This window comes from Mesorhizobium sp. 1M-11 (genome assembly GCF_001303895.1).
Classification (GTDB): Bacteria; Pseudomonadota; Alphaproteobacteria; order Rhizobiales; family Rhizobiaceae; genus Mesorhizobium.
On the sequence record NZ_LJSD01000014.1, the window covers coordinates 145556 to 166292 of the forward strand.

Below are 20737 nucleotides of genomic sequence, written 5' to 3' on the forward strand. Positions count from 1 at the left end.
AAGCACATGGCAGTCCCCAAGCTCAAAGATCGTCGCAGCTCGGAAAATCGTCCCGCGCCCAAGCGCAACGGAACGGCGCGTGCGTCCGCGAAGAAATCTTCACGCGGGAAATCGGCTTATACGGCGGCCGAAGTGCATGAGATCTTCCGCCGTTTTGCCATACAGCGGCCCGAGCCAAAGGGCGAACTTGAACATGTGAACGCTTTCACGCTTCTGGTGGCGGTGGTGCTGTCGGCGCAAGCAACCGATGCGGGTGTGAACAAGGCGACCCGCGCGTTGTTCAAGATAGCCGACACGCCGGAGAAGATGCTGGCGCTGGGCGAGGCGAAGGTAGGCGAATACATCCGCACCATCGGCTTGTGGCGCAACAAGGCCAAGAACGTCATTTTGCTCTCAAAAGCCCTGATTGCGGACTATGGTGGCGAAGTACCCGACAGCCGCGACGAACTTGTCAGGCTTCCCGGCGTCGGCCGCAAGACTGCGAATGTCGTGCTCAACATGGCTTTCGGCCGGCATACGATGGCCGTGGACACGCATATTCTGCGCATCGGCAATCGCCTCGGCCTTGCGCCCGGCAAGACGCCGGAGCAGGTCGAGGAAGGGCTCATCCGCATCATTCCAGATGAATACATGCGGCATGCGCACCACTGGCTGATCCTGCACGGCCGATATGTCTGCAAGGCGCGCAAACCCGACTGCCAGGCCTGTATCATCGCCGACATCTGCAAGGCTGCCGAAAAGACAAATGCCATTCCGGCACCGCTGGTCGAACTAGCGCCGCTCGAACCGGCCGGTGAAGTGCTTTAGAATTACGCAAAAACAAAGAGTTAGAGCGTTTCCGCGAAACGGAAACGCTCCAGGCCGGCCGGCCTCAGAGGCCGTAGCCACGTGCCATGGCGGCGGCGAAAGCCGGGATAGCCAGGAAAAGCAATGCTTCCAGCCAGACATAACGGCGCACCGAAGCGAGTTCGTGACCTGGCACCTGGAATGCACTGTTCGAGACCGCCTGCCGGTTCCAGGCAATGAAGCGGATGGTTGGAACGATGGAGAGCAGGCCGACCGCGGCGAAGGTCACCATCTTCGCCCAGAACACCCAATTGTAGACATAGAATTCCCAGCCCTTCAGGCCGTGGAACACGCGGCCGATGCCGACAAGGATCATCAGCACCGCAAGCAGGCCGTAATGGCGGTCGACGCGCGCGAGGCGTCGCAATGTGCCGGGCGTCAACTCGTTGCGTATCAGCACGAACTCGGCCGCGATTATGCCGGCCAGTGAGAAAGCAAGCAGATGGTGTAGAATGGTCAGTACGAGATCGGTGGTTTCCATCTGCATTCCCTCCTCGCGATGGTGTGTTTCATACGACCTCGGAGGGGAAATGCCCAGCGGGTCGTCAGGTGCTGGCTAGAGTATCGGCCCGGAATCGGAATCGATTTCGGAAGCACGATGCGCAGATTTAAAGTGTTGGAACGTCCTTTGCACTTCCGGACGTGGCGCTCTAACGTCACCGGATGACGAAGTTGAAGCGTGCCATCAATCCCATGCCCGACGATATTCGGGCGGCTCTCGACCGGGATGGGCTGGGTTCTGCATACGCGGCAAGGCCCGACTATCAGAAGAACGACTATCTGGGCTGGATTGCGCGGGCCAGACGCGAGGAGACGCGGATCAAGCGGCTCAACCAGATGCTGGACGAATTGAAGCGTGGTGGCGTCTACATGAACATGGCTTGGCGCGGCTAAGCTGCCAATGTGCTCGGCCTCGATGGCTGACGCGTCGCGGCGCCGGTTTCTGGCCGGGAATGCCGTATGCGCTGGCCCTTGTCATCACCGCACCGCCTGCTAGGTGCGGCTGAAATGAAGAGGCAACCATGACGACAGCAATCCGGACCGCACCGACCCTGGAAACCGACAGAACCGTCCTTCGCGCCCACGCTTTGGGTGATTTTGACGCTTATGCGCAGATGTGGGCCGATCCCGTCGTATGCCGTTTCATCGGCGGCAAGGCGCGCACGCGCGAGGAAAGCTGGATGCGCTTCCTGCGCCATGCAGGATTATGGTCACTGATTGGCTATGGGTATTGGGCGATCGAAGACAGGGGGACCGGACGTTTCATCGGCGAGGCCGGTTTCCACGACATGAAGCGCGACATCAAGCCCTCATTGGAAGGTATTCCGGAAGCCGGCTGGGTGCTGGCCCCAGAAGCCCATGGCAAGGGCATCGCCGGCGAAGTGGTTGCGCGCATGGTTGCCTGGGCCGACGAGACCATCGGTGCGGCCCGAACCGTCTGCATAATCGATCCTGAAAACAGGCCCTCGCTGCAAGTGGCGGGAAGGGCCGGCTACGTCCAAGTGCTCCGCACGACCTATCATGGAGAGCCGACGATCCTTTTCGAGCGGCGCCCGTTAAGCTAGAGCGTTTCCGTTTTTCACGGAAACGCGGAGACGCTCTACTCGGCGGGAACGCGAAGCGTCTTCAAAAGCGTCGCCAATTCCGGCTCGTCGATCAATGTGGCAGCATCCTCCGCCTTGAGCCATGCCCGCTGGCGCGTGCGTGCCTCCGGCCAGTTCACGAGTTCTTCACTGACGGTAAGCAGATAGACGGTGACGTTGACACGCGCGAAATTGGTTTCCAGTCGTTTCCAATAGGAATAGCTGCCGGCCGGCTGCTTCAACGTCTTGCCGACCACGCCTGCTTCTTCCCTGGCTTCGATGGTAGCGGCTTTGCGGCCACTCTTGCCGGACATCGGCCAGCCCTTGGGGACGATGAAGCGTTGCGTCTGACGCGATGTCACCAGCATGACTTCGATTCCGCCATCCGCTCCCTTGCGAAAAGGGATAGCGGCGACTTGCCGGATGGTCTTGCCCTTTTTCGCTTGCTCGACCGCCTGCTTTTTCGGCAATGGCTTGGCAACCGACGGCTTGACGACGGTCGGGGCGGCAGGCGCTTCTCTTTTGGACGCATGTTCACGTCCGTTCTTCTTTTTTGTTGCCGCCATCGCACTTCCGATCAAATCCACCTGGCGGTTCAGGCAGACCTTCAAATTAGCATAAACGTTGAGAACGAGCGCAATGGCTCGCGTATCGCAGGCACATTATGGATTTTTATAGACGGCTAATCAAATTGTTTGCTGTTCTATCAGCGACAACCACCCACTGCACTACCGCCACGGGCTGAAGATTGGCAAGGTTGCCGGACCGCCGGCGCCACCGGTTGCGGCGGCGTGACGACCTGCCGGTCGATCTCTCGATAGATCTGTTGCTGCTGCTGGAACTGCTGGCGCTGGAGCTGATTACGCAGCGCCTGAAGATCGGCTTGGCCGATCGAATTGGCGCGCGGCTGCACCTGGGCCAACTGTGTTTCACCCGCGGCCAATGTCGCGGTGGCCGGCATCATGAAAAACGTGGTGCCGAGACAAATCGTGATGATGAGGTGGCGCGCCATCGTTCGTCGCTCCGATTCAGGCCTAAGGCGATAGTCGGATATATAGTGCGAGTGGCGACAGGGTCCAGAGACAGAGGGCCCTGGCAGCCTACGCGACCAGCGGCTGTGACGGAGCCGATTGGAGGCAGGGCGACTGAAAAAACGATTGGGGCGCCACAGGCGCCCCAAGGTCTGTTTTCGAAGCTTCGAAAACGCGTCGGGAGTTCAACAGCCTCGACTTGTTAGAGGTTGTTGTTGCCGGACGTGCTCAGCTTGGTGGCAATGGCGTTGAACTTGTTGTTGATCGTGGTGCCGAGGAAGCCGGCGCCGGTAACGATCGCCAGCGCAATCAGAGCGGCGATCAGGCCGTATTCGATGGCCGTCGCGCCCGATTCATCCTTGAAGAAGCGCGAAAGAAGATTGGTCATGGTGGTACCCTTTGCCCGGTTGTGACGTTTGACGGTCTCTTTGCGAACCGTGGCCCATTCTGTGCGGCTTCGATTGCGGACCGGTTAAGCCAAATGGTAAACAAAGTGTAGATCGAGTGTTTGCTTAACAAAGACACAACTCAGGCCAGAAGAACTTTAGACAAATATTGCGGATTGTTTGATATCGAAATCGAACCGACGCCGCTGCTTAGAAAAACACGGGGGCCGGTTCTTGCCGAGGTAACCCCATGGAACGAGCGTTGCCGCCGGCACCTGCTGCCCGGCGGACATTGGCGTCACAACAGGTTCATTTAGCCGAAATAGGGTCTCGTTGAATTTTGCTGCACTGCAAAAGGGACGGGACAATGGTGGACTTAACCTCGAGTGAAATAGGCATTCCGCGGCCCGAGCATCCGCTCGAAGGGCCAAGCATGGCCGGCCGATGGTTCATGCCGATCTTCCTGGCGATCGTGATCGGCGGGCTGATCTATGTCGGTTACGCACTGAGCCAGGATCTGACCAGCGCTGTGGCTGTTCCCTGGATCCTGCTTGGCCTTGCGCTGTTGATCGCGCTCGGCTTCGAATTCGTCAACGGCTTTCACGATACCGCCAATGCGGTGGCGACCGTGATCTACACGCACTCCATGCCGGCCGAACTCGCCGTCATGTGGTCGGGTTTCTTCAACTTCCTCGGCGTGCTCACGGCCAGCGGTGCGGTCGCCTTCGGCATCATTTCGCTGCTGCCGGTGGAACTCATCCTCCAGGTCGGCTCCAGCGCGGGTCTTGCCATGGTGTTCTCGCTGCTGACGGCTGCGATCATCTGGAACCTCGGAACCTGGTATCTCGGTCTGCCGTCTTCTTCCTCGCACACGCTGATCGGCTCGATCGTCGGTGTCGGTCTCGCCAACCAGTTCCTGGCGCCGGCCGGCAGCGCCACGAGCGGTGTCGACTGGTCGAAAGCGACGGAAGTCGGCATGTCGCTGCTGATCTCGCCGCTGTTCGGCTTCGGCATGGCGGCATTGCTGCTTCTGGCGATGAAGCTGCTCGTCCGCAACAAGGCACTTTACGAGGCTCCGAAAGGCAATACGCCGCCGCCGCTGTGGATCCGTGCCCTGCTCATCTTCACTTGCACGGGCGTGTCTTTCGCGCACGGTTCCAATGACGGTCAGAAGGGCATGGGTCTGATCATGCTGATCCTGATCGGCGTTGTCCCGACCGCGTTTGCCCTGAACCGCACGCCGGACGTCAATTATCTGGAAGCCTACAAGACCGCCGCCGCGCAGGTTGACACGGTGCTCGGAAAATATGTGAAGCCGGGTGTAACCGTCACCGACGCCAAGGCCGTCGTGAGCGAAGCTGTGCGCACCAAGACCTGGACCGATCAGACCACACCGGCGCTGCAGGCCTTTATCCATCAGACCAATGCGCTGGTGTCGCCCTATCCATCGGTCGAGAAACTGCCGATCGAACTGGTCAGCAACGCCCGCAATGATATCTATCTCATCGGCGAGGCGTTGAAGCTGATCGACAAGAAGAAGCTACTGCCGATGGAGGCCGACGACCTCAAGGTGGTCACCGGCTATCACAAGGCCGTCGACAACGCGACCAAGTTCATCCCGCTCTGGGTCAAGATCGCGATTGCGCTGGCGCTCGGGCTCGGCACGATGGTCGGTTGGAAACGTATCGTCGTCACCGTGGGTGAAAAGATCGGCAAGACGCACCTCACCTACGGCCAGGGTGCTTCCGCCGAACTCGTCGCCATGGGCACGATCGGTGCCGCCGACATGCTGGGGCTGCCCGTCTCGACCACCCATGTTCTGTCGTCGGGCGTTGCCGGCACGATGGCTGCGAACGGCTCTGGCCTGCAGTGGTCGACGGTGCGCAACATGCTGCTCGCCTGGGTCTTGACCCTGCCAGCTTCCATCGCGCTGGCCTTTGGCCTGTTCGTGTTGATGCGCGCGGTGTTCTAGCGTCTCGTCAAGCGAGGCTGGCGCAGTGAAGCCGTGCCAGCCTCTTCGTGGTTCTGTCGCATGATCCTTGTCCAGAAAGATTTTCCGGGATCGTGCTCCGTCCAATCAAGGCTCCGTGCCGTCGATGAATGAAGCGCCGCGTTTCAGCCTTCCGGGCAGTGAAAGCACCGATCAGGCGCCAGGCCTGATCTTTGCCTATCGCGCACTGCCCGGCCAGCCAGCGGCCGTCCTGGCGCAGAAGGATATCGAAGCCGCCCTTGCCGCCGACGAAGGATGGGTCTGGCTGCACGTCGATCTGGTCGATCAGCGTGCGCATGGTTGGGTGGGGCATGCCTGTCGGCTGCCTCACGCATCGCGCGCCATCCTGGAAGGGCATGACAGTCTGGTGCTTGGCCATGAAGACGGAGTGGTGCATGGCGTGTCGGCCGACATGCACAAGGATATCGAGCGGCGCTCGAGCACGATCGGACGGTTGCATTTCGCGGTTACCGAACGCCTCCTGGTGACTGGGCGCCGGCATTCGCTGGAAGGTGTCGACCAACTGCGCCGAGCGTTGGGCGATGGGTTGAGGTTGCCTACAGCCTTCGATCTGTTCGAGGCAATCGTCGGCGCCTTCTGCAAGAATACCGGCCTCAGGCTCGCGGAAGCAGCGCGACAGCTCGATGAAGTGGAAGACAATCTGGTCACGGAGAGGTTGAGCGACGAGCGTCGACGGCTCAAGGAAGTGCGCCGGTTGGCGGTTTCATTGCACAGGCCGGTTTCCGGCATGGTTGCACTGTTCGAAGACGAGGACCGCGAAGAATGGCAGCTTTCCGCGGCCGCTCATACGGTGTTGCAGCGCCTGTCGACACGGCTCGAGCGGCTCGACCGCGAGATCGTCATGATCAACGATCGCGCCAGGCTGCTGCAGGAAGAAATGGCAGCTGAACTGGCCGACGAATCCAATCGCAGCCTGAAAGCCATGGCTGTGATGAGCGCGCTGCTCCTGCCCGGTACGCTCGTGGTGGGTGTCTTCGGCATGAATACCGGCGGCCTGCCGTTCACACACGGCGATGGCGGTTTCTGGTGGGCGGTCGCGCTGGGTGTTGGCGCCACGGCGCTGTTTTACTGGCTGCTGCGTCGCGCCGGCATCAGCGTGCGTTTCTGACCCTGGAGCGTTTCCGTTTTTCACGGAAACGCTGAAACGCTCTAACTCTTTGTTCTTACGCAATTCCGGATGGAAAACCGTTACACACTTTTCCTGGAGTTGCTCTGGTCTCAGGATTGCTTGGTCAGGTCGGGTCTTCGCGATGCAGATCGTGGATGGCCACGCCCTCCGTATTCGTCGGCGGGGTCAACCACTGATGGTGCCGCAGCGTGCGCTGTGTATCTTCGAGCCCTGTGTCCCAGTGTTCGCGCATCGAGGTGCCGGAGAATTCATAATCCTTGGCGTGCCCCTCATAGCCCTTGTGCTGGTAGATGAGGTGGATGATGTTGACCACGCCGGCATCGGAATAGTCGGCAATCAGCCGCTCTTCCTCGGGGGAGCGCATCTCTGCAGGAACGCGCTTGAGGGCATCCAGGAGCTGCATCTTCAGATCATGGATGCGTTTGAAGTTGTCCGTGTTCTGGCGCGTACGGCTCGAATACATGATGTCCTTGTGGCGCGACAGCACGTCGGCCATGCCGCGAGGCAGCACACCGCGGGCGCTGAACAGGTCGACCTGAAAAACCAGCGAGCTGCGGTCCTCTTCCTGGTCGAGCAGATATTGCAGAGGCGTGTTGGAGACGATGCCGCCGTCCCAATAATATTCGCCTTCGATGCGGATGGCCGGAAAAGCCGGGGGCAGGGCGCCGGAAGCCATGATATGCTCCGGCCCGATACGGACCTTGTCGGTGTCGAAATAGACGAAATTGCCGGTGCGCACGTTGACGGCGCCGACACTGAGGCGTTTGCGGCCATCGTTGAGCACGTCGAAATCGATCACCTGCTCGAGCGTGTCTTTCAATTCCGCCGTGTCGTAGAAGCTGGTCGCGCCTTCCGCACCCACCTGCTCCAACCATGGGTTGGGGAAGCGCGGCTTGAAGAAGCCAGGCTGTCCCATCGTCATCGTCATCCACGAACTGGTGCGGTTGCGGATGTCGCGATAGATGTCGCCTTCCGGCGTATAGGCCCAGATCTTGCGGCCGGAAATCGTCTGCCAGAACTGTTCCAGCCTTTGCAGGCGGCGGCTCGGTTCATTGCCGGCGATGATCGAAGCGTTGATGGCGCCAATCGAAACCCCGGAAAGCCAGGTGGGTTCACAACCGGCATCGGACAGGGCCTGATAGACGCCGGCCTGGTAGGCGCCGAGCGCACCGCCGCCCTGAAGTACGAGCGCGACGCGGTCGTATTGCGATGCGATCTCCTGGATGGTGGCGATGTTCGCCTTCGTTCTGTTGCGGTCCAGCACGGTCAACTCCGGCACATGATTAAGAAAGGTCAGCGTGCGCCGGCGAGATAGTCGTGGACGACTTCGCCGAGGCCGAGGGTGAGGTCGGCGGTGAAATGCAAAGCCGAAACGACTTCGAGCACCGGAAGGCGAGCCACGTCGGCCATGACATGCGGGCGCAGGTCAAGCGCGGCGGGAGCGGTCCAGGCTTCCTTAAGTGTGATGTCGGTGAGGTGATAACGCACGAGCTCGCAGATGCGCGGCGTGCCGTCGACATGCGGAATGATCTTGATCAGGAAGTTGGGTGCGGTCAGCGCGGCCATCACCTGTTCGCGGTCGGCTTCGCGGTGCTTGTAGCCCATCGTGCCAGTGGCGCAGAGCACCGAACCATAGTGCAACGTGCCGACGACAACTTCGCCTTCGTTGACGATTTTGGGATTGGCCAGCTTCTTGGGAAAGCCCCATAATTCGCGCCCTCCGGCGATTGGAGCGTCGTCATCCAGATACATGGAATGGACATAGACGCCATGTTCGCCGTTGAAGCGCACAGGGATGACCTGGCCGCTTTCGGTGTAGTCGCCGAAGCCGGTCGAGTCCGGCATGCGGATGAATTCGTATTTCACCAGCGGCTCGCCATCGAGTTCCAGCGGCGCCGGCACCACCGCTTCCAGCGCCTCGCGCGTGGTGCGGTAGGTGATGATGACATATTCGCGGTCGAAGAAACGATAAGGCCCGGGCGGGAAGGAGGGGTTGGTCAGCGGCATGGCGTAAGCGCGCTTCACGACGTCGGCGATTTCCAAGTTGTCACCTCGGGATTGACGGATGTCACATCAGAAACAACGCATGTCATGTTGCATGGCAGCATGACGGGTTTGTGTCGGGTCGATGAACGATTCCAGTCGTTTGTCGGTTCCAGAATGAAATCGACACATGTTTGTGATGGAAACTTGCTGCAATGCACCTAGTTAGAATGTCACTCCAACTGCCAGCCGAGAGATCACCATGGGTTCCCTGACTTCAAAGAATGCGCTCGTCACCGGCTCTACCAGCGGCATTGGCCTTGCCATTGCCCGAGCCTTTGCTGCCGAAGGCGCCAATGTCACCATCAACGGACTTGGAGACCCTGCTGAAATCGAGAAGGAGCGTGTGGCGATCGAAGCGGATTTCGGCGTCCAGTGCCGCTATTCCGGCGCCAATATGCTGAAGGGCGAAGAAGTCACCGCCATGGTGCAGGAGGCCGAGCAAGCCTTTGGAAGCCTCGATATTTTGGTCAACAATGCCGGTATCCAGTATGTCGCGCCGATCGAGGAATTCCCCGACGACAAGTGGGAGGCGATCATCCGTATCAACCTGCTGGCGGCGTTCTACGCGATCAAGGCTGCACTGCCGGGCATGAAGGCGCGCAAGTGGGGTCGGATCATCAACACCGCTTCCGCGCACGCGCTCGTCGCGTCGCCCTTCAAATCGGCCTATGTCTCGGCCAAGCATGGCATAGCCGGCCTGACCAAGACGGTGGCGCTCGAAGCCGCGCAAGACGGCGTGACCGTCAACGCGATCGCGCCGGGCTATGTGTGGACGCCACTGGTCGAGAAGCAGATCCCCGATACGATGAAGGCGCGCAACATGACCGAAGAGCAGGTCAAGCATGACGTGCTGCTGGCAGCTCAGCCAACCAAGGAATTCGTGACGGTGGAAGAGATCGCGGCGCTTTCGGTGTTCCTCTGTTCGGACGCCGCCAGGCAGATCACCGGCACGACGCTGCCGGTCGACGGCGGCTGGACGGCCCAGTAAGTCGTTCGCCCGTGTAAGCTCATGTTCCCGCAAAAGAAAAGACCGCCGACGGAGCCGGCGGTCTTTTTCTGATGTCCAACCGGTCAGGCGGAAAGCAGAGCGTTCAGGCGATCCCAGCTCTCGGTGGCTCCGGACTCGGCGCCCGACTGCACCATGCCATCGCGTGCTGCGATGGACTGGAACACGGATTGCGCGACGATCCTGGTCCTGCCGCCGACGTCCTCGAAAGTGACGGTCTCGAGCAGAACATGGCCCGGCATGCCTTCGAATTCGAAGGTGCGCACCATGCGGGAAGGGACCGTGATTTCATGGTGGACACCATGGAAGCCGTATTCGTTGCCGGCCTTGTCGCGCTGCACGAAACGCCAGACGCCGCCTTGCCTTGCTTCAAATTTATCAACCGTCGTCGTCAGCCAACTCGGGCCCCACCAGTTCGGGATCGCCTTGGGATCGGTGTAGACGGCGAAGACCTGTTCGCGTGGCGCATCGAACGTTCGCGTCATGACGATCTCGTATTTGCCGGTTTCGGCCGTAAAAGTGGTCTTGGACATGATGACTGCTCCATTTCGTGACAAAACGATGAGTTGCGTTGAGCGGTGCGGCTAATTCTTGCTGGCTTTACTCGCTGCTTCGATGTCGCTCAGAAAGGCGTCGAGCCGGTCGAAGCTCTCCTCCCAATACGTTCGGTAATTCCAAACCCAGTCGGCAACCTCCTTCAGCGCCTTGGCTTCGAGATGGCAGTGCCGTCGTTGTGCTTCGCGGGTCTGGGAAACCAGCGATGCCTCCTGCAGCACCTTGAGGTGCTTCGAGATGGTTGGAAGGCGCAGGTCGAATGGTTTCGCCAACTCGTTGACGGTGGCATCGCCTTTGGCCAGTCGCATCAGGATGGCGCGCCGGGTCGGGTCGGCAAGCGCATGGAAGGTGAGGCTGAGCTGGTCCATTATTTTTCCAATTGGCTAATTAGCTTATCGGTAAAATAATAAAGAAGCCGCGCCTGTCAAGCAAATGGCTGTCGGGACCAGCAAACCGCCGTGTCGTCGACGGCACCTGATAGGCTTCGGCCTCGTCGCGCGCCGGTAAGGTTAACAATTGGTTTCCAAGCAGAGACGCCGCAAACGTGATGTATGGGGTGGCGGGTGATAGGAGCCGCATTCGGGAAATGACCTTGGGGGGTGCAGGTGGCATCGTATTTGGAGGCAATCTCGGATATTGAACCGCGTATGTTGAAGCCTCTGGCAAAAGACATTGTTGTCGACGCGCACAGCGGCCGCATAGAAGGCGCAAGCCTGCATGAGGCCATGGCCTTGCGCTCGCTGCGGCTTGCCATGCGGGTACTGCTGCCGCTGCGCCAGTTCGGCTTTTCGTATGTGGCGCGCGCCGTTCGCGCCTTGCTGCCAAGCAAGCGGCCGATGGTCTTTACGTTGACGTCCGGCGCATCGATGCGTGTTCCTTATTGCGACCCTTATTGGTCGATCCTGCTGTTGCCCGGTTATTCGTATGAGCGCTCGATGCTGACCCTGCTCGATGCGGTGCGCGATGTCGGCTACGGCTTCATCGATGGCGGGGCGAATTACGGTTACTGGTCAATTCTGGCGAGTGGCCCGCAGGCCGGCAGCAAGCCCACGGTGGCGATCGAGGCCGCCGCCGATACATTCCGTGTGTTGGAAGACAATCGCTTGCTCAATGGTGGCCGCTATACGGCATTGAACCGGGCAATTGGTGCGATGAGCGGCGAACATGTGCGCATTTTCGGCGCAAAGCATGAAGCGCGCACCATCGTCGATCCCGCCGACGGCTCGCCCCCCATTCTCGAATGCGACACGATAAGCATCGACGATCTCGCTGCATTGCCGCTGTTTGCCGGGCTCGACAAATTCATCGTCAAGCTTGATGTCGAGGGTGTGGAGATAGCCGCGTTTTCCGGCGCGACGAGATTGCTCGGCGGCGATACCGTGTTTGTCTACGAGGATCATGGTTCCGATCTCGATCATGCCACCACGCGCCATGCGCTGGATATGCTGAAGCTGCGCGTTTTCTGGCTGGGACATGGCCGGCGCCGCGAAATCACGGCGCCGGAGCAACTGGCGGATATCAAGAAATCACGGCGTTTCGGCTACGATTTCATTGCTACACGCAGCCCATTCTGGATCGAACGGCTGGAAAGGCTGATCGCCGAATAGGGGCGGGCAGACGGTGCCTGGCCCGGCACTCCAACGGGTTTATTCCAGACCTTTGGCCCGGTTCCATGCCTTGGACCACATTTTCAGAGCTTTCTGATCGAGCGCCTTCGGCAGGTGAAAGCGCTTCTGCGCTTCGTCTGACGGATAGAGGTCTGGATCGGCGCGCAGCTTTTCATCGAGCATCGCGAGCGCCGCCTTGTTCGCCGTCGAAAAGCCGGTGTCCCTGGCGGCCGATGCGGCAATGTCCGGCCGCATCACGAAATCGATGAAGGCATGCGCGGCTTCCGGGTGCGGTGCGTCACTCGGTACCGCCAACACGTCGGCCCACATCAAATTGCCTTCCTTCGACAGTCGATAGGTGATCGAGAAAGGCCGTTTCGCTTCCTTGGCCCGAACGTCGGCGATGTGCATGTCGCCGGAGAAGCCAAGCGCCACGCAGGCATCGCCCTGGGCGAGATCGTTGATGTAGCTGGAGCTGTGGAATTTGCGCACATAGGGACGGATCTTGGCGATGACGTCCACAGCCTTCTGCAATTCGTCCGGATCGGTGGTATCCGGATCGAGGCCGAGATAGATCAGTGCAAGACCCAGAACCTGTTCGGCATCGTCGAGCATGGTGACGCCGCAAGGGGCGAACTTGCCGACGATTTCCGGGTCGAAAAGCATGCGCAGCGAGTCGACCGGCGCGTCGGGCATGATGGCTTTGATCTTGTCGACGTTGTAGCCGACGCCGGTCGTTCCCCACATCCAGGGCACGCCGTGCGCGCTGCCCTTGTCGATCTCGTCGACACGCGCGACCACGGCCGGGTCGAGGTTGCCCAGATTGGAAAGCTTGCTCTTGTCGAGCGTTGCCCAGACGCCCACGGGCAGCTCGCGTTGCAGGTGCGGTGACAGGTTGATGGTGATGGCGTCGTAACCGGAACCTCCGGTGAGGATCTTGGTCTCGACCATGTCGTTGGAATCGAACAGGTCGTAAGTGACTTTGATGCCGGTCTCCTTCTCGAATTTGGCGATGGTGTCCGGTCCGAAATAGGATTCCCAGGAATAAAGGTGCAGCACCTTTTCCTCGGCGAGAGCCGAGGTCGCAAAAAGGCATGCCGCGGCAAGCGCGAGCCAATGTTTCATCATTTCCTCCCTTGGAGCAATTCCAGGAAAAGTGCGTAGAGGTTTTCCGCCCGGAATTGCGTGAAAACAAAGAGTTAGAGCATTTTCGCGTTTCCGTAAAAAACGGAAACGCTCTGGTACGCCCCCGGATCGTTGCCGGAGCTTTCAATCGGAGCGTCGCGTGAGCCTTGTGGCGCTCCGACAGTTTTCAGCGGCGGCTCTTCAGGCCGTGCACTAGGCCGCCTCCCTGGCGAGCAGGCGCTCCGGTGTCGGCTCCAGAAGCGCGCCGTAGAGATCGGGCCGCCGGTCGCGGAATACGCCCCAACTGCGCCGGGCCGCGGCGATCTCGTCGAGGTCGAGAGCAGCCGTGATCACGCTGTCGGAGACACGGTCGGCTTCGGCGAGCTTGGCTCCGGTATGGTCCGTGATGAAGGACGAGCCGTAGAACACCACTTCGCTTGTTTCACCCCTTTCCACGCCGATCCGGTTGGCGGCAATAACCGGAGTGAGGTTGGCACCGGCATGGCCCTGCATGACGCGTTGCCAATGGTCCTTCGAATCCCAGCCGGGATAGGAAGGCTCCGAGCCTATGGCAGTCGGGTAGATCAGCACCTCGGCGCCCATCAGCACCATGGCGCGGGCTGCTTCGGGGAACCACTGGTCCCAGCATATCCCTGCGCCGATCTTACCGGCAGCGGTTTCGAAGACCCTGAAGCCGGTATCGCCATCATTGAAGTAGAGCTTTTCCGAATAGCCGGGGCTGTTTGGAATGTGGCTCTTTCGGTAGTGGCCGAGCACCTTGCCGTCGGCGTCGATCATCACCAGTGTGTTGAACAATCCTGAACCGTCGCGCTCGAACAGGGATACCGGCAGGACGGTACCTGTCTCGCGCGCCAGCGCTGCCATGCGGGCAACAGTCGGATGCCCTTCAAGCGGGCGCGCGCGGATATTGTGGCGTCTGTCCTCATCCATGCAGAAATAGACGCCTTCGAACAGTTCCTGCAGCACGACGAGCTGGGCGCCGCGCCGGGAGGCTTCGCGGACCTGATGTTCGAGCTTGTCGAGATTGGCTTCGATCTCGTCGGTGCAGGAAATCTGGACAGCAGCGGCAATCAACTGGCGCATGGTTCACCTCACAAAGGTTGTTGTTGGGTGACGCAGTGGATGCCGCCACCATTCTCGTAGATGCGGTCCATATCGAGCTGGACGATGCGACGGTCCGGGTGCAGCCGCCCAAGCGTTTCCCTGGCCAGAGCATCGGCTTTCTTGTCACCGAACTGCGGCGTATAGAGCGCGCCGTTGCCGACATAATAATTCGCATAGCTGGTCAGGAAATCGTCGCTTTTGGAACGCGCGTTCGTGGCGGAAGGAACGGAGACCACCTCGAATTTGCGTCCGCGTGCGTCCTTGGCTTTGGCCAGGATGGCAAGCGCTTCTTCGTGTGCCCGGCCCCATTCGGACGTATCGCCCGGCCAACTGCTGGCGATAAGCAGGCCTGGTTTCACGAAGCGGATGGAGCCGTCGACATGACCGTCGGTGATGTCTCTGCCGCGCACGCCTGGAACCCAGATCACGGCCTCGACGCCGAGCGCGGTCCTGAGGTGTTGCTCGATCTCGGCGCGGCTCAGCCCGGGATTGCGGTTGTCGTTGACCCAGCAGCTCTCGGCGAGCAGCAAGGTGCCGTCGCCGTCATATTCGATGCCGCCGCCTTCGCCCCGAAGTGGAGAGACATGGCGAATGGCTCCGACATGTCTGGCGACATTGGAAGCGATGTCTGCATCGCGCGGATGCGCCTGCTTGTTGCCCCAGCCGTTGAAGCGGAAGTCGACCGCAGCCATCGCACCGTCCGCGGAGCGCACGAATACCGGCCCGGAATCGCGCATCCACATGTCGTCGGTTGCGATGTCGACGAGTTCGACATCTGGACCACAGAGCTCCGCCGCAATGGCGTGATGTTCCGCGGCCGCCGCCATGGCCACCGGCTCGTTCTCGGCGATCGCCGCCGCCAGCCGGCCCAGTGTCTCCTGGACGCTTTCGTAGTACGCACCCGGCCCGCCATAAACGGCCGGTGTGCTCGGCCAGGCCATCCAGGTCCTGGCATGCGGTGCGGTCTCGGAAGGAACGGCCGCCTTCCAGTCGTTCGCCTGTGCCGACTTGATCGAGATCTCAGACATGAGCGTCCATCCTGCCGCTGCCATGATAACGTGACGACGTGTCCATGATGTCCTCATTCGGCAGCCCGCTACCGCGGCTGTTCTTGCGTGATGCAATGGATGGCGCCGCCCGCCGGCACCACGGCTCCGACATCGACCGTGACGATGCGCCGATCCGGGAAGGCGCGCGCGACGGCCGCCTTGGCCTCCTCGCCCGAGGGCTGACCGAAGGTCGGCATGACCACGCCACCATTGGCGAGCGCGAAATTGATGTAGGAGCGTGCAAACACTTCGCTGGTCGCTTCGACATCGTAGGCTTCGGGGATGAGGATCACTTCGAAGCTGCGTCCCCGAGCGTCGGTCTGGCTGCGCAAGGCCGCAAGGTTGTCGGCAAGGACGCGTCCGTGCAGGTCCGATGGATCGGGATTGTATTCGAACATCACCGTGCCGGGGCACACGAAGCAGCACATACCGTCGACATGGCCGTCCGTTTCGAGATCCAGCGGGTCGCCAGGCAGCCATACGACCTTTTCGAGGCCAAGCATGCGTAGCAGTTCTTTTTCCACCCATGCCTTCGACAAGCCGGGATTGCGGTTGGAATGGAGCAGGCTGGTTTCGGTCGCGATCAGCGTTCCTTCGCCGTCGGTCGTCAGCGAACCGCCTTCGCAATGGAGGAAGGAGCGCAGGGCGAGCGCGTTCTCCCTGTTGAGCAACCTCTCGGCAAGCGCGTTGTCCTGGTCATAGGGCTCGTGCTTGCGGCCCCAGGCGTTGAAACGCCACGACACGCCGGCGAGGCCGCCATCGGCGAGTTTGAGGAAGGTCGGGCCGGAATCGCGAATCCAGCAATCGTCGATCGGGATCTCGACGACATCGATGCCGCTTCCAAGCATGGCCCGGGCACCCCCGGCGTGATCGGGATGAGCCACCATGCTGACCGGCTCGAATTGTGCGATGGCGTGGGCGACGGCTGCATAGGCCTGCTGCATGGCAGGCAGAGTGGCGCCATACATGTCCTGGCGGTGAGGCCATGCCATCCATGTCTTCGCATGAGGCTCGAATTCGGCAGGTCGACGAAATTTCAACTGCTGCGCCGGCCACTCGATGGCATTCATCGAAAACTCTCCATTCATGTACAGTGCTCATTGTTAAGCTGAAGAACAGCCCATACAACTGAGAAGGATTCCTGTTGTCATTGAATGGAATTCATGAATGGCAAGGTTCCGGCATATTCCTCCGACGCAATTCCTGAAGGGGTTCGAGGCGGCCGCGCGGTTCGAAAGCTTCAGCCGTGCAGCCGAGGATCTGGGTCTCACCCAATCGGCCATCAGCCACCAGATGCGGCTGCTCGAAGGCCATATCGGTCAACCGTTGTTCCTGCGTATCGGCCGCGAGGTGCGGTTGACGGATGCGGGGCGCGACTATCAGCGCACCGTACGCCAGTGCCTGGAACTCATGGAGGAAGGCTATCGGCGTCTGGAACCCTATCGTAAGCCCGGCAGCGTCGTGATCTATGCGCCACGTGATTTCAGCCGACGCTGGTTGCTGCATCGCCTTCCTTCGCTGCAAGCGGCCGTGCCGGCCTGCGAACCCTGGCTCGACACAAGCGGGGCGGCGATCGATTTCCAGACGATGGAGATCGACCTGGCAATCATCCATGCCGAAGCGCCGCCCGAGGGATGCGAGAGCCTGCTGATCGCAAAGGATGTCCTGTCGCCGGTCGCAACTGCGACGTTGGCGAGGGCTCTGGACAATCCCGCCGACCTGCTCGGTGTTCCTCTCATTCATGACGAGCGTCCCGTCGGTTGGGCCGATTGGCTGCGGAGTACCGGCATCGAGGCGAATGGCAGCTGGCACGGAAGCAATTTCAGCGACAGCGATCTTGCGCTTGCCGCGGCTGAGCTCGGTCAGGGCGTGGCGCTGGGTAGCCTGCCGCTGGTCGAGGCGGCCATAGCAGCACGGTCTCTCGTACTCCCCTATGACCACACCCTTGAAACGGGCCGCGCGTGGTATGCCATATCCACGCAGGATCGGCTCAAGGATGCCGATGTTCAGGGGGCGTGGGATTGGTTGGGTGAGCAGAGCTAGTTTGGAACAGACCGACGTCCCATGGCCGCATATTGTCCAGGCCGAATGTCAGCGCCCTAATTCTCGCAGCCACTTCTCGAAAGTTGGCGTCGGCGACGGATCGGTCTGGATGGTTGGGGGCTGGGCGCTGCTGGCCGCTTTGCGGACTTCGCTTGGGCTCAGCCCGAATTCGTGTATGAACGCACGCGTGAAATTCGCCGCGACGTCAAAACCAGCCCCTTCGGCAATGTCCAATATGCGTTGGTTGTTGGTCGTATCGCTGAGCGCTGCATAGGCATCCTGCAGGCGCTTTCTGCGAATGTAGTTGAGAACGCCGCCGCTCGCCTCGAACAGTTGATAGAGGCGAGTGCGGGAAATGCCCATGGCGCGCGAGATGCTGTCGGGATTGAGATTTGGTGCACCAAGGTTGCTGTGGATATAGCGGTGTACCCGTTCCATTGCGCTCAATGTCAGTGGATTGACCCCGTTTCGGGCATTGGCCGCTGCATCCGTCACGCAGGTGACGAGCATGTCTCTTATCGTGTGCACGATCTTTGGCAGATCGTTGGCCACCAGCGCTGGCAGTCTTGTTTCGACGCTGCTGATATAATCGATCAAAAGTGTTGCGTAGTTGCCCGAGAGGACTGAATTGTTGGCCGCAACCAGCATGCCCGCCTGATCGCCGAAGAGATCGTATGGCATGTAGAGCAGGGTCACCTCGCTTTCCGTGGCTCGCCTGTCAATCGGCCTGGAATGGGGACCCTGGATCGGCGCGCAAAAGGGACCCCTGTAGGGCACCACGGTTAGCGCTCGCCGGGCGAAGCTGGTCTGGGTTGCGCAGGCCGGCGAGCGCGGATCGGCGTTATGGGGTGATCAGGCGCGGTTCTTGAATCGCCAGGATTCGTTTCCGGTCTCGATGATCTCGCAGTGATGGGTGAGCCGGTCGAGCAGCGCCGTCGTCATCTTGGCGTCGCCGAAGACAGCGGGCCATTCGCCGAACGCCAGATTGGTGGTGACGATGATCGAGGTGCGCTCGTAGAGCCTGCTGATCAGGTGGAAGAGCAACTGCCCGCCGGCTTGCGCGAAGGGCAGATAGCCGAGTTCGTCGAGGACGACGAAGTCCAATCGGGTCAGGTAGTCAGCGATACGGCCCTGCTTGCCACCGCGGTGCTCGGTCTCGAGCCGGTTGACGAGATCAACGACATTGAAGAAGCGACCGCGCGTCCCGTTGCGGATGAGGGATCGGGCAAGGGCAATCGCCAGATGTGACTTGCCGGTTCCGGTGCCGCCGATGAGAACGGCGTTACGCTGGTCGGCGACGAAGGTGCCGTTGGCAAGGTCCCTGACCAGCACCTCGTTGACCGGCGTGCCGTCGAAGTCGAACTCCTCGATGTCCTTGGCGATCGGCAGCTTTGCGACGGTGAGCTGGTATTTGATGGAGCGCGCCTGCTTCTCGGCGATCTCGGCCGACAGCAGATCGCCGACGATCCTCGGCGGCTCGTGCTGGCGCTTGATGCCGGTCGCCATAACCTCGTCATAGGCACTGCGCATGCCGTAGAGCTTCAACGTTCCCATCAGATCCAGAACCTGCGTGCGTTCCATCAGCTTGCCCTCCTGAGGCTGTCGTAGCGGGCACAGTCGGCCTGCGGCTCATGGCGCAGGCGAAGAGCGTCCGGGGTGAGAATGGTGATGGCTGGCGCCGGATCGCGCCGCCGCGCCAGAATGTTGATGATGACAGCTGACGAGCAGACGTTCTGGTCGAGCGCCTCTTGGCAGGCGGCCTCCACGGCATCGATCCCGTCGGTCAACACCGCAGCCAGGATCGCCACCATCTGGCGATCACCGTCATCCGAGGACTTCAGTCGGCGCCGGGTCCGCTCCATCGCCGAGGGCAGAACCCAGTCCTGGAACGGCGCGCCATTGCGCAATGCGCCGGGCTTGCGGGCGAGCACGGGGACATAGTGCCAGGGATCGTAAATGGTCTCACCGCGCCCGAACGAACGGGCGTGTTCGGCGACGACAACGCCATCCTGCCGGATGACGATCCTGCTGGCATAGGCCTGGATCTCGACCGGTCGGCCCACGGCAGTCGACAGCACCGAGTATTTGTTGTTGTCGAAGCGCACCGTGCAGGTCTTCGATACCGAGGCGGGGACCGTGTGGAAGCCGTCGAAGGGGCCGCGATACTCGACAAGTTTGCCGCGCTCCTCCTCGAACACCTCCCAGATCGTGCGCTCCGGCTGATCGATATGACGGTGCGTCTTGGTGTAGGCGATGCATTTGTCGAGCAGCCAGGCGTTGAGTTCCTCATAGGATTTGAAGCGCAGCCGCGGCGTGAAGAAGCGCTCGCGCACCAGCCCGACCTGGTTCTCGACTTGACCCTTCTCCCAGCCCGACGCCGGCGTGCAGGCGACCGGCTGCACCAGATAATGGCTGCACATCTGCAGGAAGCGGCGATTGTATTGCCGGTCCTTGCCGACGAATACCGTCTCAACCGCCGTCTTCATGTTGTCGTAGATGCCGCGCGTGCAGGTGCCGCCAAAGAAGGCGAAGGCCCGGTCGTGCGCGTCGAACACCATCTCCTGCGTCTCGCGCGGATAGGCTCTGACGAACATCATGCGGCTGTGGCAAAGCCGGACATGGGCAACCTTCACGGTCACAGTCACGCCATTGATGAGGACGATCTCGTGGCTCCAGTCGAACTGGTAGGCTTCACCCGGCGCGAAGAACAACGGCACATAGGCTTCCGCCGTCGCTGATCCCTGCGCCTTCGCCCAGCTCTTGGCGTATCGGCGAACCGCGTCGTAGCTGCCGTCGTATCCGAGACCGCGGAGCTCCTCAAAGATTCGGATCAGCGTTAGCCGCTCGCGCCCCGCCTTGCCGTGATTGCCACCTAAAAGCCCGTCGAGCTGATCCTGCCAGGGGCCGATCTTTGGCATCGGCTGATGCTCACGCTCGTAACGGAACTCCGTCGCGTTCGACCGCAGCACCTTCCGGACAACCTTCCGCGATATCCTCAACTCGCGGCAGATCTCCTTGATCGACTTCCCCTGGACCAGCGAAAGCCGACGTATCTTCGCAATCGTCTCCACAACCAACATCCAAAACAAATGCCCCCGATGAAACCGAAGGCAGTGTGACAACCCTGCGTTACAGGGGTCCTTTTTGGACGCCGGTCACCCCTGAAACGGGGTCCTTATTCCACGCCGAAACACA

At 60.7% G+C, this 20737-nt stretch carries 22 protein-coding genes and 1 pseudogene; 8 read left to right on the forward strand and 15 right to left on the reverse strand.

Going from position 1 to position 20737, the window contains the following annotated elements; genetic code table 11:
- Window positions 1-6 precede the first annotated feature (6 nt).
- Window positions 7-807, forward strand: a complete 801-nt coding sequence (gene nth, locus AO692_RS08965; protein WP_054309713.1) for an endonuclease III — start codon at window positions 7-9, stop codon at window positions 805-807.
- 64 nt (window positions 808-871) lie between these two features.
- Here nth and AO692_RS08970 read toward each other — a convergent pair whose 3' ends face one another.
- Window positions 872-1327 carry a DUF2214 family protein gene (locus AO692_RS08970; protein ID WP_054309748.1) on the reverse strand — a complete coding sequence of 152 codons (456 nt, stop codon included), beginning with the start codon at window positions 1325-1327 and terminating at the stop codon, window positions 872-874.
- A gap of 182 nt (window positions 1328-1509) precedes the next feature.
- Here AO692_RS08970 and AO692_RS08975 point away from each other — a divergent pair, with 182 nt between their 5' ends.
- Both AO692_RS08975 and AO692_RS08980 read left to right on the forward strand, forming a co-directional pair.
- Entirely contained in the window at window positions 1510-1740 is a 231-nt protein-coding gene (locus tag AO692_RS08975; protein WP_054309714.1) for a YdeI/OmpD-associated family protein, read from the forward strand.
- A 128-nt stretch (window positions 1741-1868) separates the two neighbouring features.
- Window positions 1869-2411, forward strand: a complete 543-nt coding sequence (locus AO692_RS08980) for a GNAT family N-acetyltransferase (RefSeq protein WP_054309715.1) — start codon at window positions 1869-1871, stop codon at window positions 2409-2411.
- Between the two features lie 35 nt (window positions 2412-2446).
- Here AO692_RS08980 and AO692_RS08985 read toward each other — a convergent pair whose 3' ends face one another.
- From AO692_RS08985 to AO692_RS08995, 3 genes are all read right to left on the reverse strand, one after another.
- Complete coding sequence (locus tag AO692_RS08985; RefSeq protein WP_152979765.1) at window positions 2447-2995, reverse strand: NUDIX hydrolase; 549 nt, start codon at window positions 2993-2995, stop codon at window positions 2447-2449.
- Between the two features lie 140 nt (window positions 2996-3135).
- Window positions 3136-3441: a hypothetical protein gene (locus AO692_RS08990; RefSeq protein WP_054309716.1), complete on the reverse strand. Its 306-nt coding sequence runs from the start codon at window positions 3439-3441 to the stop codon at window positions 3136-3138.
- Window positions 3442-3662: 221 nt separating this feature from the next.
- On the reverse strand, window positions 3663-3848 hold the full coding sequence (locus AO692_RS08995) for a Flp family type IVb pilin (RefSeq protein ID WP_054309717.1): 186 nt from the start codon (window positions 3846-3848) through the stop codon (window positions 3663-3665).
- A 365-nt stretch (window positions 3849-4213) separates the two neighbouring features.
- On the opposite strand from AO692_RS08995, the gene AO692_RS09000 reads away from it, so the two are divergent.
- Together AO692_RS09000 and AO692_RS09005 are read left to right on the forward strand one after the other, a co-directional pair.
- Window positions 4214-5818: an inorganic phosphate transporter gene (locus tag AO692_RS09000; protein ID WP_054309718.1), complete on the forward strand. Its 1605-nt coding sequence runs from the start codon at window positions 4214-4216 to the stop codon at window positions 5816-5818.
- A 124-nt stretch (window positions 5819-5942) separates the two neighbouring features.
- On the forward strand, window positions 5943-6965 hold the full coding sequence (locus AO692_RS09005; protein ID WP_054309719.1) for a transporter: 1023 nt from the start codon (window positions 5943-5945) through the stop codon (window positions 6963-6965).
- Between the two features lie 124 nt (window positions 6966-7089).
- Here AO692_RS09005 and AO692_RS09010 read toward each other — a convergent pair whose 3' ends face one another.
- A complete protein-coding gene (locus tag AO692_RS09010; protein ID WP_054309720.1) occupies window positions 7090-8250 on the reverse strand; it encodes a patatin-like phospholipase family protein in 1161 nt (386 codons plus the stop codon).
- A 29-nt stretch (window positions 8251-8279) separates the two neighbouring features.
- Window positions 8280-9029 (reverse strand): acetoacetate decarboxylase, encoded by a 750-nt coding sequence (locus AO692_RS09015; protein WP_054309721.1) that lies wholly within the window; start codon window positions 9027-9029, stop codon window positions 8280-8282.
- 202 nt (window positions 9030-9231) lie between these two features.
- On the opposite strand from AO692_RS09015, the gene AO692_RS09020 reads away from it, so the two are divergent.
- Entirely contained in the window at window positions 9232-10020 is a 789-nt protein-coding gene (locus AO692_RS09020; RefSeq protein WP_054309722.1) for a 3-hydroxybutyrate dehydrogenase, read from the forward strand.
- A gap of 83 nt (window positions 10021-10103) precedes the next feature.
- On the opposite strand, the gene AO692_RS09025 is transcribed toward AO692_RS09020, so the two are convergent.
- Together AO692_RS09025 and AO692_RS09030 are read right to left on the reverse strand one after the other, a co-directional pair.
- Window positions 10104-10571, reverse strand: a complete 468-nt coding sequence (locus AO692_RS09025; protein ID WP_054309723.1) for an SRPBCC family protein — start codon at window positions 10569-10571, stop codon at window positions 10104-10106.
- Between the two features lie 51 nt (window positions 10572-10622).
- A complete protein-coding gene (locus AO692_RS09030) occupies window positions 10623-10961 on the reverse strand; it encodes a metalloregulator ArsR/SmtB family transcription factor (protein ID WP_054309724.1) in 339 nt (112 codons plus the stop codon).
- A gap of 279 nt (window positions 10962-11240) precedes the next feature.
- Between AO692_RS09030 and AO692_RS09035 the strand changes: the two genes are divergently transcribed.
- The gene (locus AO692_RS09035) at window positions 11241-12200 is read left to right on the forward strand and encodes an FkbM family methyltransferase (protein ID WP_054309725.1); all 960 of its coding nucleotides are present in this window, start codon (window positions 11241-11243) and stop codon (window positions 12198-12200) included.
- A 39-nt stretch (window positions 12201-12239) separates the two neighbouring features.
- On the opposite strand, the gene AO692_RS09040 is transcribed toward AO692_RS09035, so the two are convergent.
- The 4 genes from AO692_RS09040 to AO692_RS09055 form a co-directional block, all read right to left on the reverse strand.
- A complete protein-coding gene (locus tag AO692_RS09040; protein ID WP_054309726.1) occupies window positions 12240-13325 on the reverse strand; it encodes an extracellular solute-binding protein in 1086 nt (361 codons plus the stop codon).
- 213 nt (window positions 13326-13538) lie between these two features.
- A complete protein-coding gene (gene aguB / locus AO692_RS09045; protein ID WP_054309727.1) occupies window positions 13539-14429 on the reverse strand; it encodes an N-carbamoylputrescine amidase in 891 nt (296 codons plus the stop codon).
- A gap of 8 nt (window positions 14430-14437) precedes the next feature.
- The gene (locus AO692_RS09050) at window positions 14438-15478 is read right to left on the reverse strand and encodes an agmatine deiminase family protein (RefSeq protein ID WP_054309728.1); all 1041 of its coding nucleotides are present in this window, start codon (window positions 15476-15478) and stop codon (window positions 14438-14440) included.
- Between the two features lie 68 nt (window positions 15479-15546).
- The gene (locus tag AO692_RS09055) at window positions 15547-16587 is read right to left on the reverse strand and encodes an agmatine deiminase family protein (RefSeq protein ID WP_082407265.1); all 1041 of its coding nucleotides are present in this window, start codon (window positions 16585-16587) and stop codon (window positions 15547-15549) included.
- Window positions 16588-16666: 79 nt separating this feature from the next.
- On the opposite strand from AO692_RS09055, the gene AO692_RS09060 reads away from it, so the two are divergent.
- Window positions 16667-17542, forward strand: a complete 876-nt coding sequence (locus AO692_RS09060; RefSeq protein ID WP_054309730.1) for a LysR family transcriptional regulator — start codon at window positions 16667-16669, stop codon at window positions 17540-17542.
- Window positions 17543-17590: 48 nt separating this feature from the next.
- Here AO692_RS09060 and AO692_RS09065 read toward each other — a convergent pair whose 3' ends face one another.
- From AO692_RS09065 to istA, 3 genes and pseudogenes are all read right to left on the reverse strand, one after another.
- Window positions 17591-18238: an AraC family transcriptional regulator gene (locus AO692_RS09065; RefSeq protein WP_054309731.1), complete on the reverse strand. Its 648-nt coding sequence runs from the start codon at window positions 18236-18238 to the stop codon at window positions 17591-17593.
- 156 nt (window positions 18239-18394) lie between these two features.
- The gene (gene istB / locus AO692_RS09070) at window positions 18395-19123 is read right to left on the reverse strand and encodes an IS21-like element helper ATPase IstB (protein WP_054308547.1); all 729 of its coding nucleotides are present in this window, start codon (window positions 19121-19123) and stop codon (window positions 18395-18397) included.
- Window positions 19056-20622 (reverse strand): annotated as a pseudogene (gene istA, locus AO692_RS09075) (IS21 family transposase). The gene istB and the pseudogene istA overlap by 68 nt, the downstream one beginning before the upstream one ends.
- Between the last annotated feature and the right edge of the window lie 115 nt (window positions 20623-20737).

Bases quoted from the DNA above. Each gene is read 5' to 3' on its own strand.
- AO692_RS09030 (WP_054309724.1), bottom strand. From the start codon at position 10,961: ATGGACCAGCTCAGCCTCACCTTCCATGCGCTTGCCGACCCGACCCGG.
- AO692_RS09050 (WP_054309728.1), bottom strand. From the start codon at position 15,478: ATGTCTGAGATCTCGATCAAGTCGGCACAGGCGAACGACTGGAAGGCG.
- AO692_RS08995 (WP_054309717.1), bottom strand. From the start codon at position 3,848: ATGACCAATCTTCTTTCGCGCTTCTTCAAGGATGAATCGGGCGCGACG.
- AO692_RS09035 (WP_054309725.1), top strand. From the start codon at position 11,241: ATGTTGAAGCCTCTGGCAAAAGACATTGTTGTCGACGCGCACAGCGGC.
- AO692_RS08980 (WP_054309715.1), top strand. From the start codon at position 1,869: ATGACGACAGCAATCCGGACCGCACCGACCCTGGAAACCGACAGAACC.
- AO692_RS09000 (WP_054309718.1), top strand. From the start codon at position 4,214: ATGGTGGACTTAACCTCGAGTGAAATAGGCATTCCGCGGCCCGAGCAT.
- AO692_RS08985 (WP_152979765.1), bottom strand. From the start codon at position 2,995: ATGGCGGCAACAAAAAAGAAGAACGGACGTGAACATGCGTCCAAAAGA.
- AO692_RS09020 (WP_054309722.1), top strand. From the start codon at position 9,232: ATGGGTTCCCTGACTTCAAAGAATGCGCTCGTCACCGGCTCTACCAGC.
- aguB (WP_054309727.1), bottom strand. From the start codon at position 14,429: ATGCGCCAGTTGATTGCCGCTGCTGTCCAGATTTCCTGCACCGACGAG.
- AO692_RS09055 (WP_082407265.1), bottom strand. From the start codon at position 16,587: ATGAATGGAGAGTTTTCGATGAATGCCATCGAGTGGCCGGCGCAGCAG.
- AO692_RS09005 (WP_054309719.1), top strand. From the start codon at position 5,943: ATGAATGAAGCGCCGCGTTTCAGCCTTCCGGGCAGTGAAAGCACCGAT.
- nth (WP_054309713.1), top strand. From the start codon at position 7: ATGGCAGTCCCCAAGCTCAAAGATCGTCGCAGCTCGGAAAATCGTCCC.
- AO692_RS09025 (WP_054309723.1), bottom strand. From the start codon at position 10,571: ATGTCCAAGACCACTTTTACGGCCGAAACCGGCAAATACGAGATCGTC.
- istB (WP_054308547.1), bottom strand. From the start codon at position 19,123: ATGGAACGCACGCAGGTTCTGGATCTGATGGGAACGTTGAAGCTCTAC.
- AO692_RS08970 (WP_054309748.1), bottom strand. From the start codon at position 1,327: ATGGAAACCACCGATCTCGTACTGACCATTCTACACCATCTGCTTGCT.
- AO692_RS08990 (WP_054309716.1), bottom strand. From the start codon at position 3,441: ATGGCGCGCCACCTCATCATCACGATTTGTCTCGGCACCACGTTTTTC.
- AO692_RS08975 (WP_054309714.1), top strand. From the start codon at position 1,510: ATGACGAAGTTGAAGCGTGCCATCAATCCCATGCCCGACGATATTCGG.
- AO692_RS09040 (WP_054309726.1), bottom strand. From the start codon at position 13,325: ATGAAACATTGGCTCGCGCTTGCCGCGGCATGCCTTTTTGCGACCTCG.
- AO692_RS09060 (WP_054309730.1), top strand. From the start codon at position 16,667: ATGGCAAGGTTCCGGCATATTCCTCCGACGCAATTCCTGAAGGGGTTC.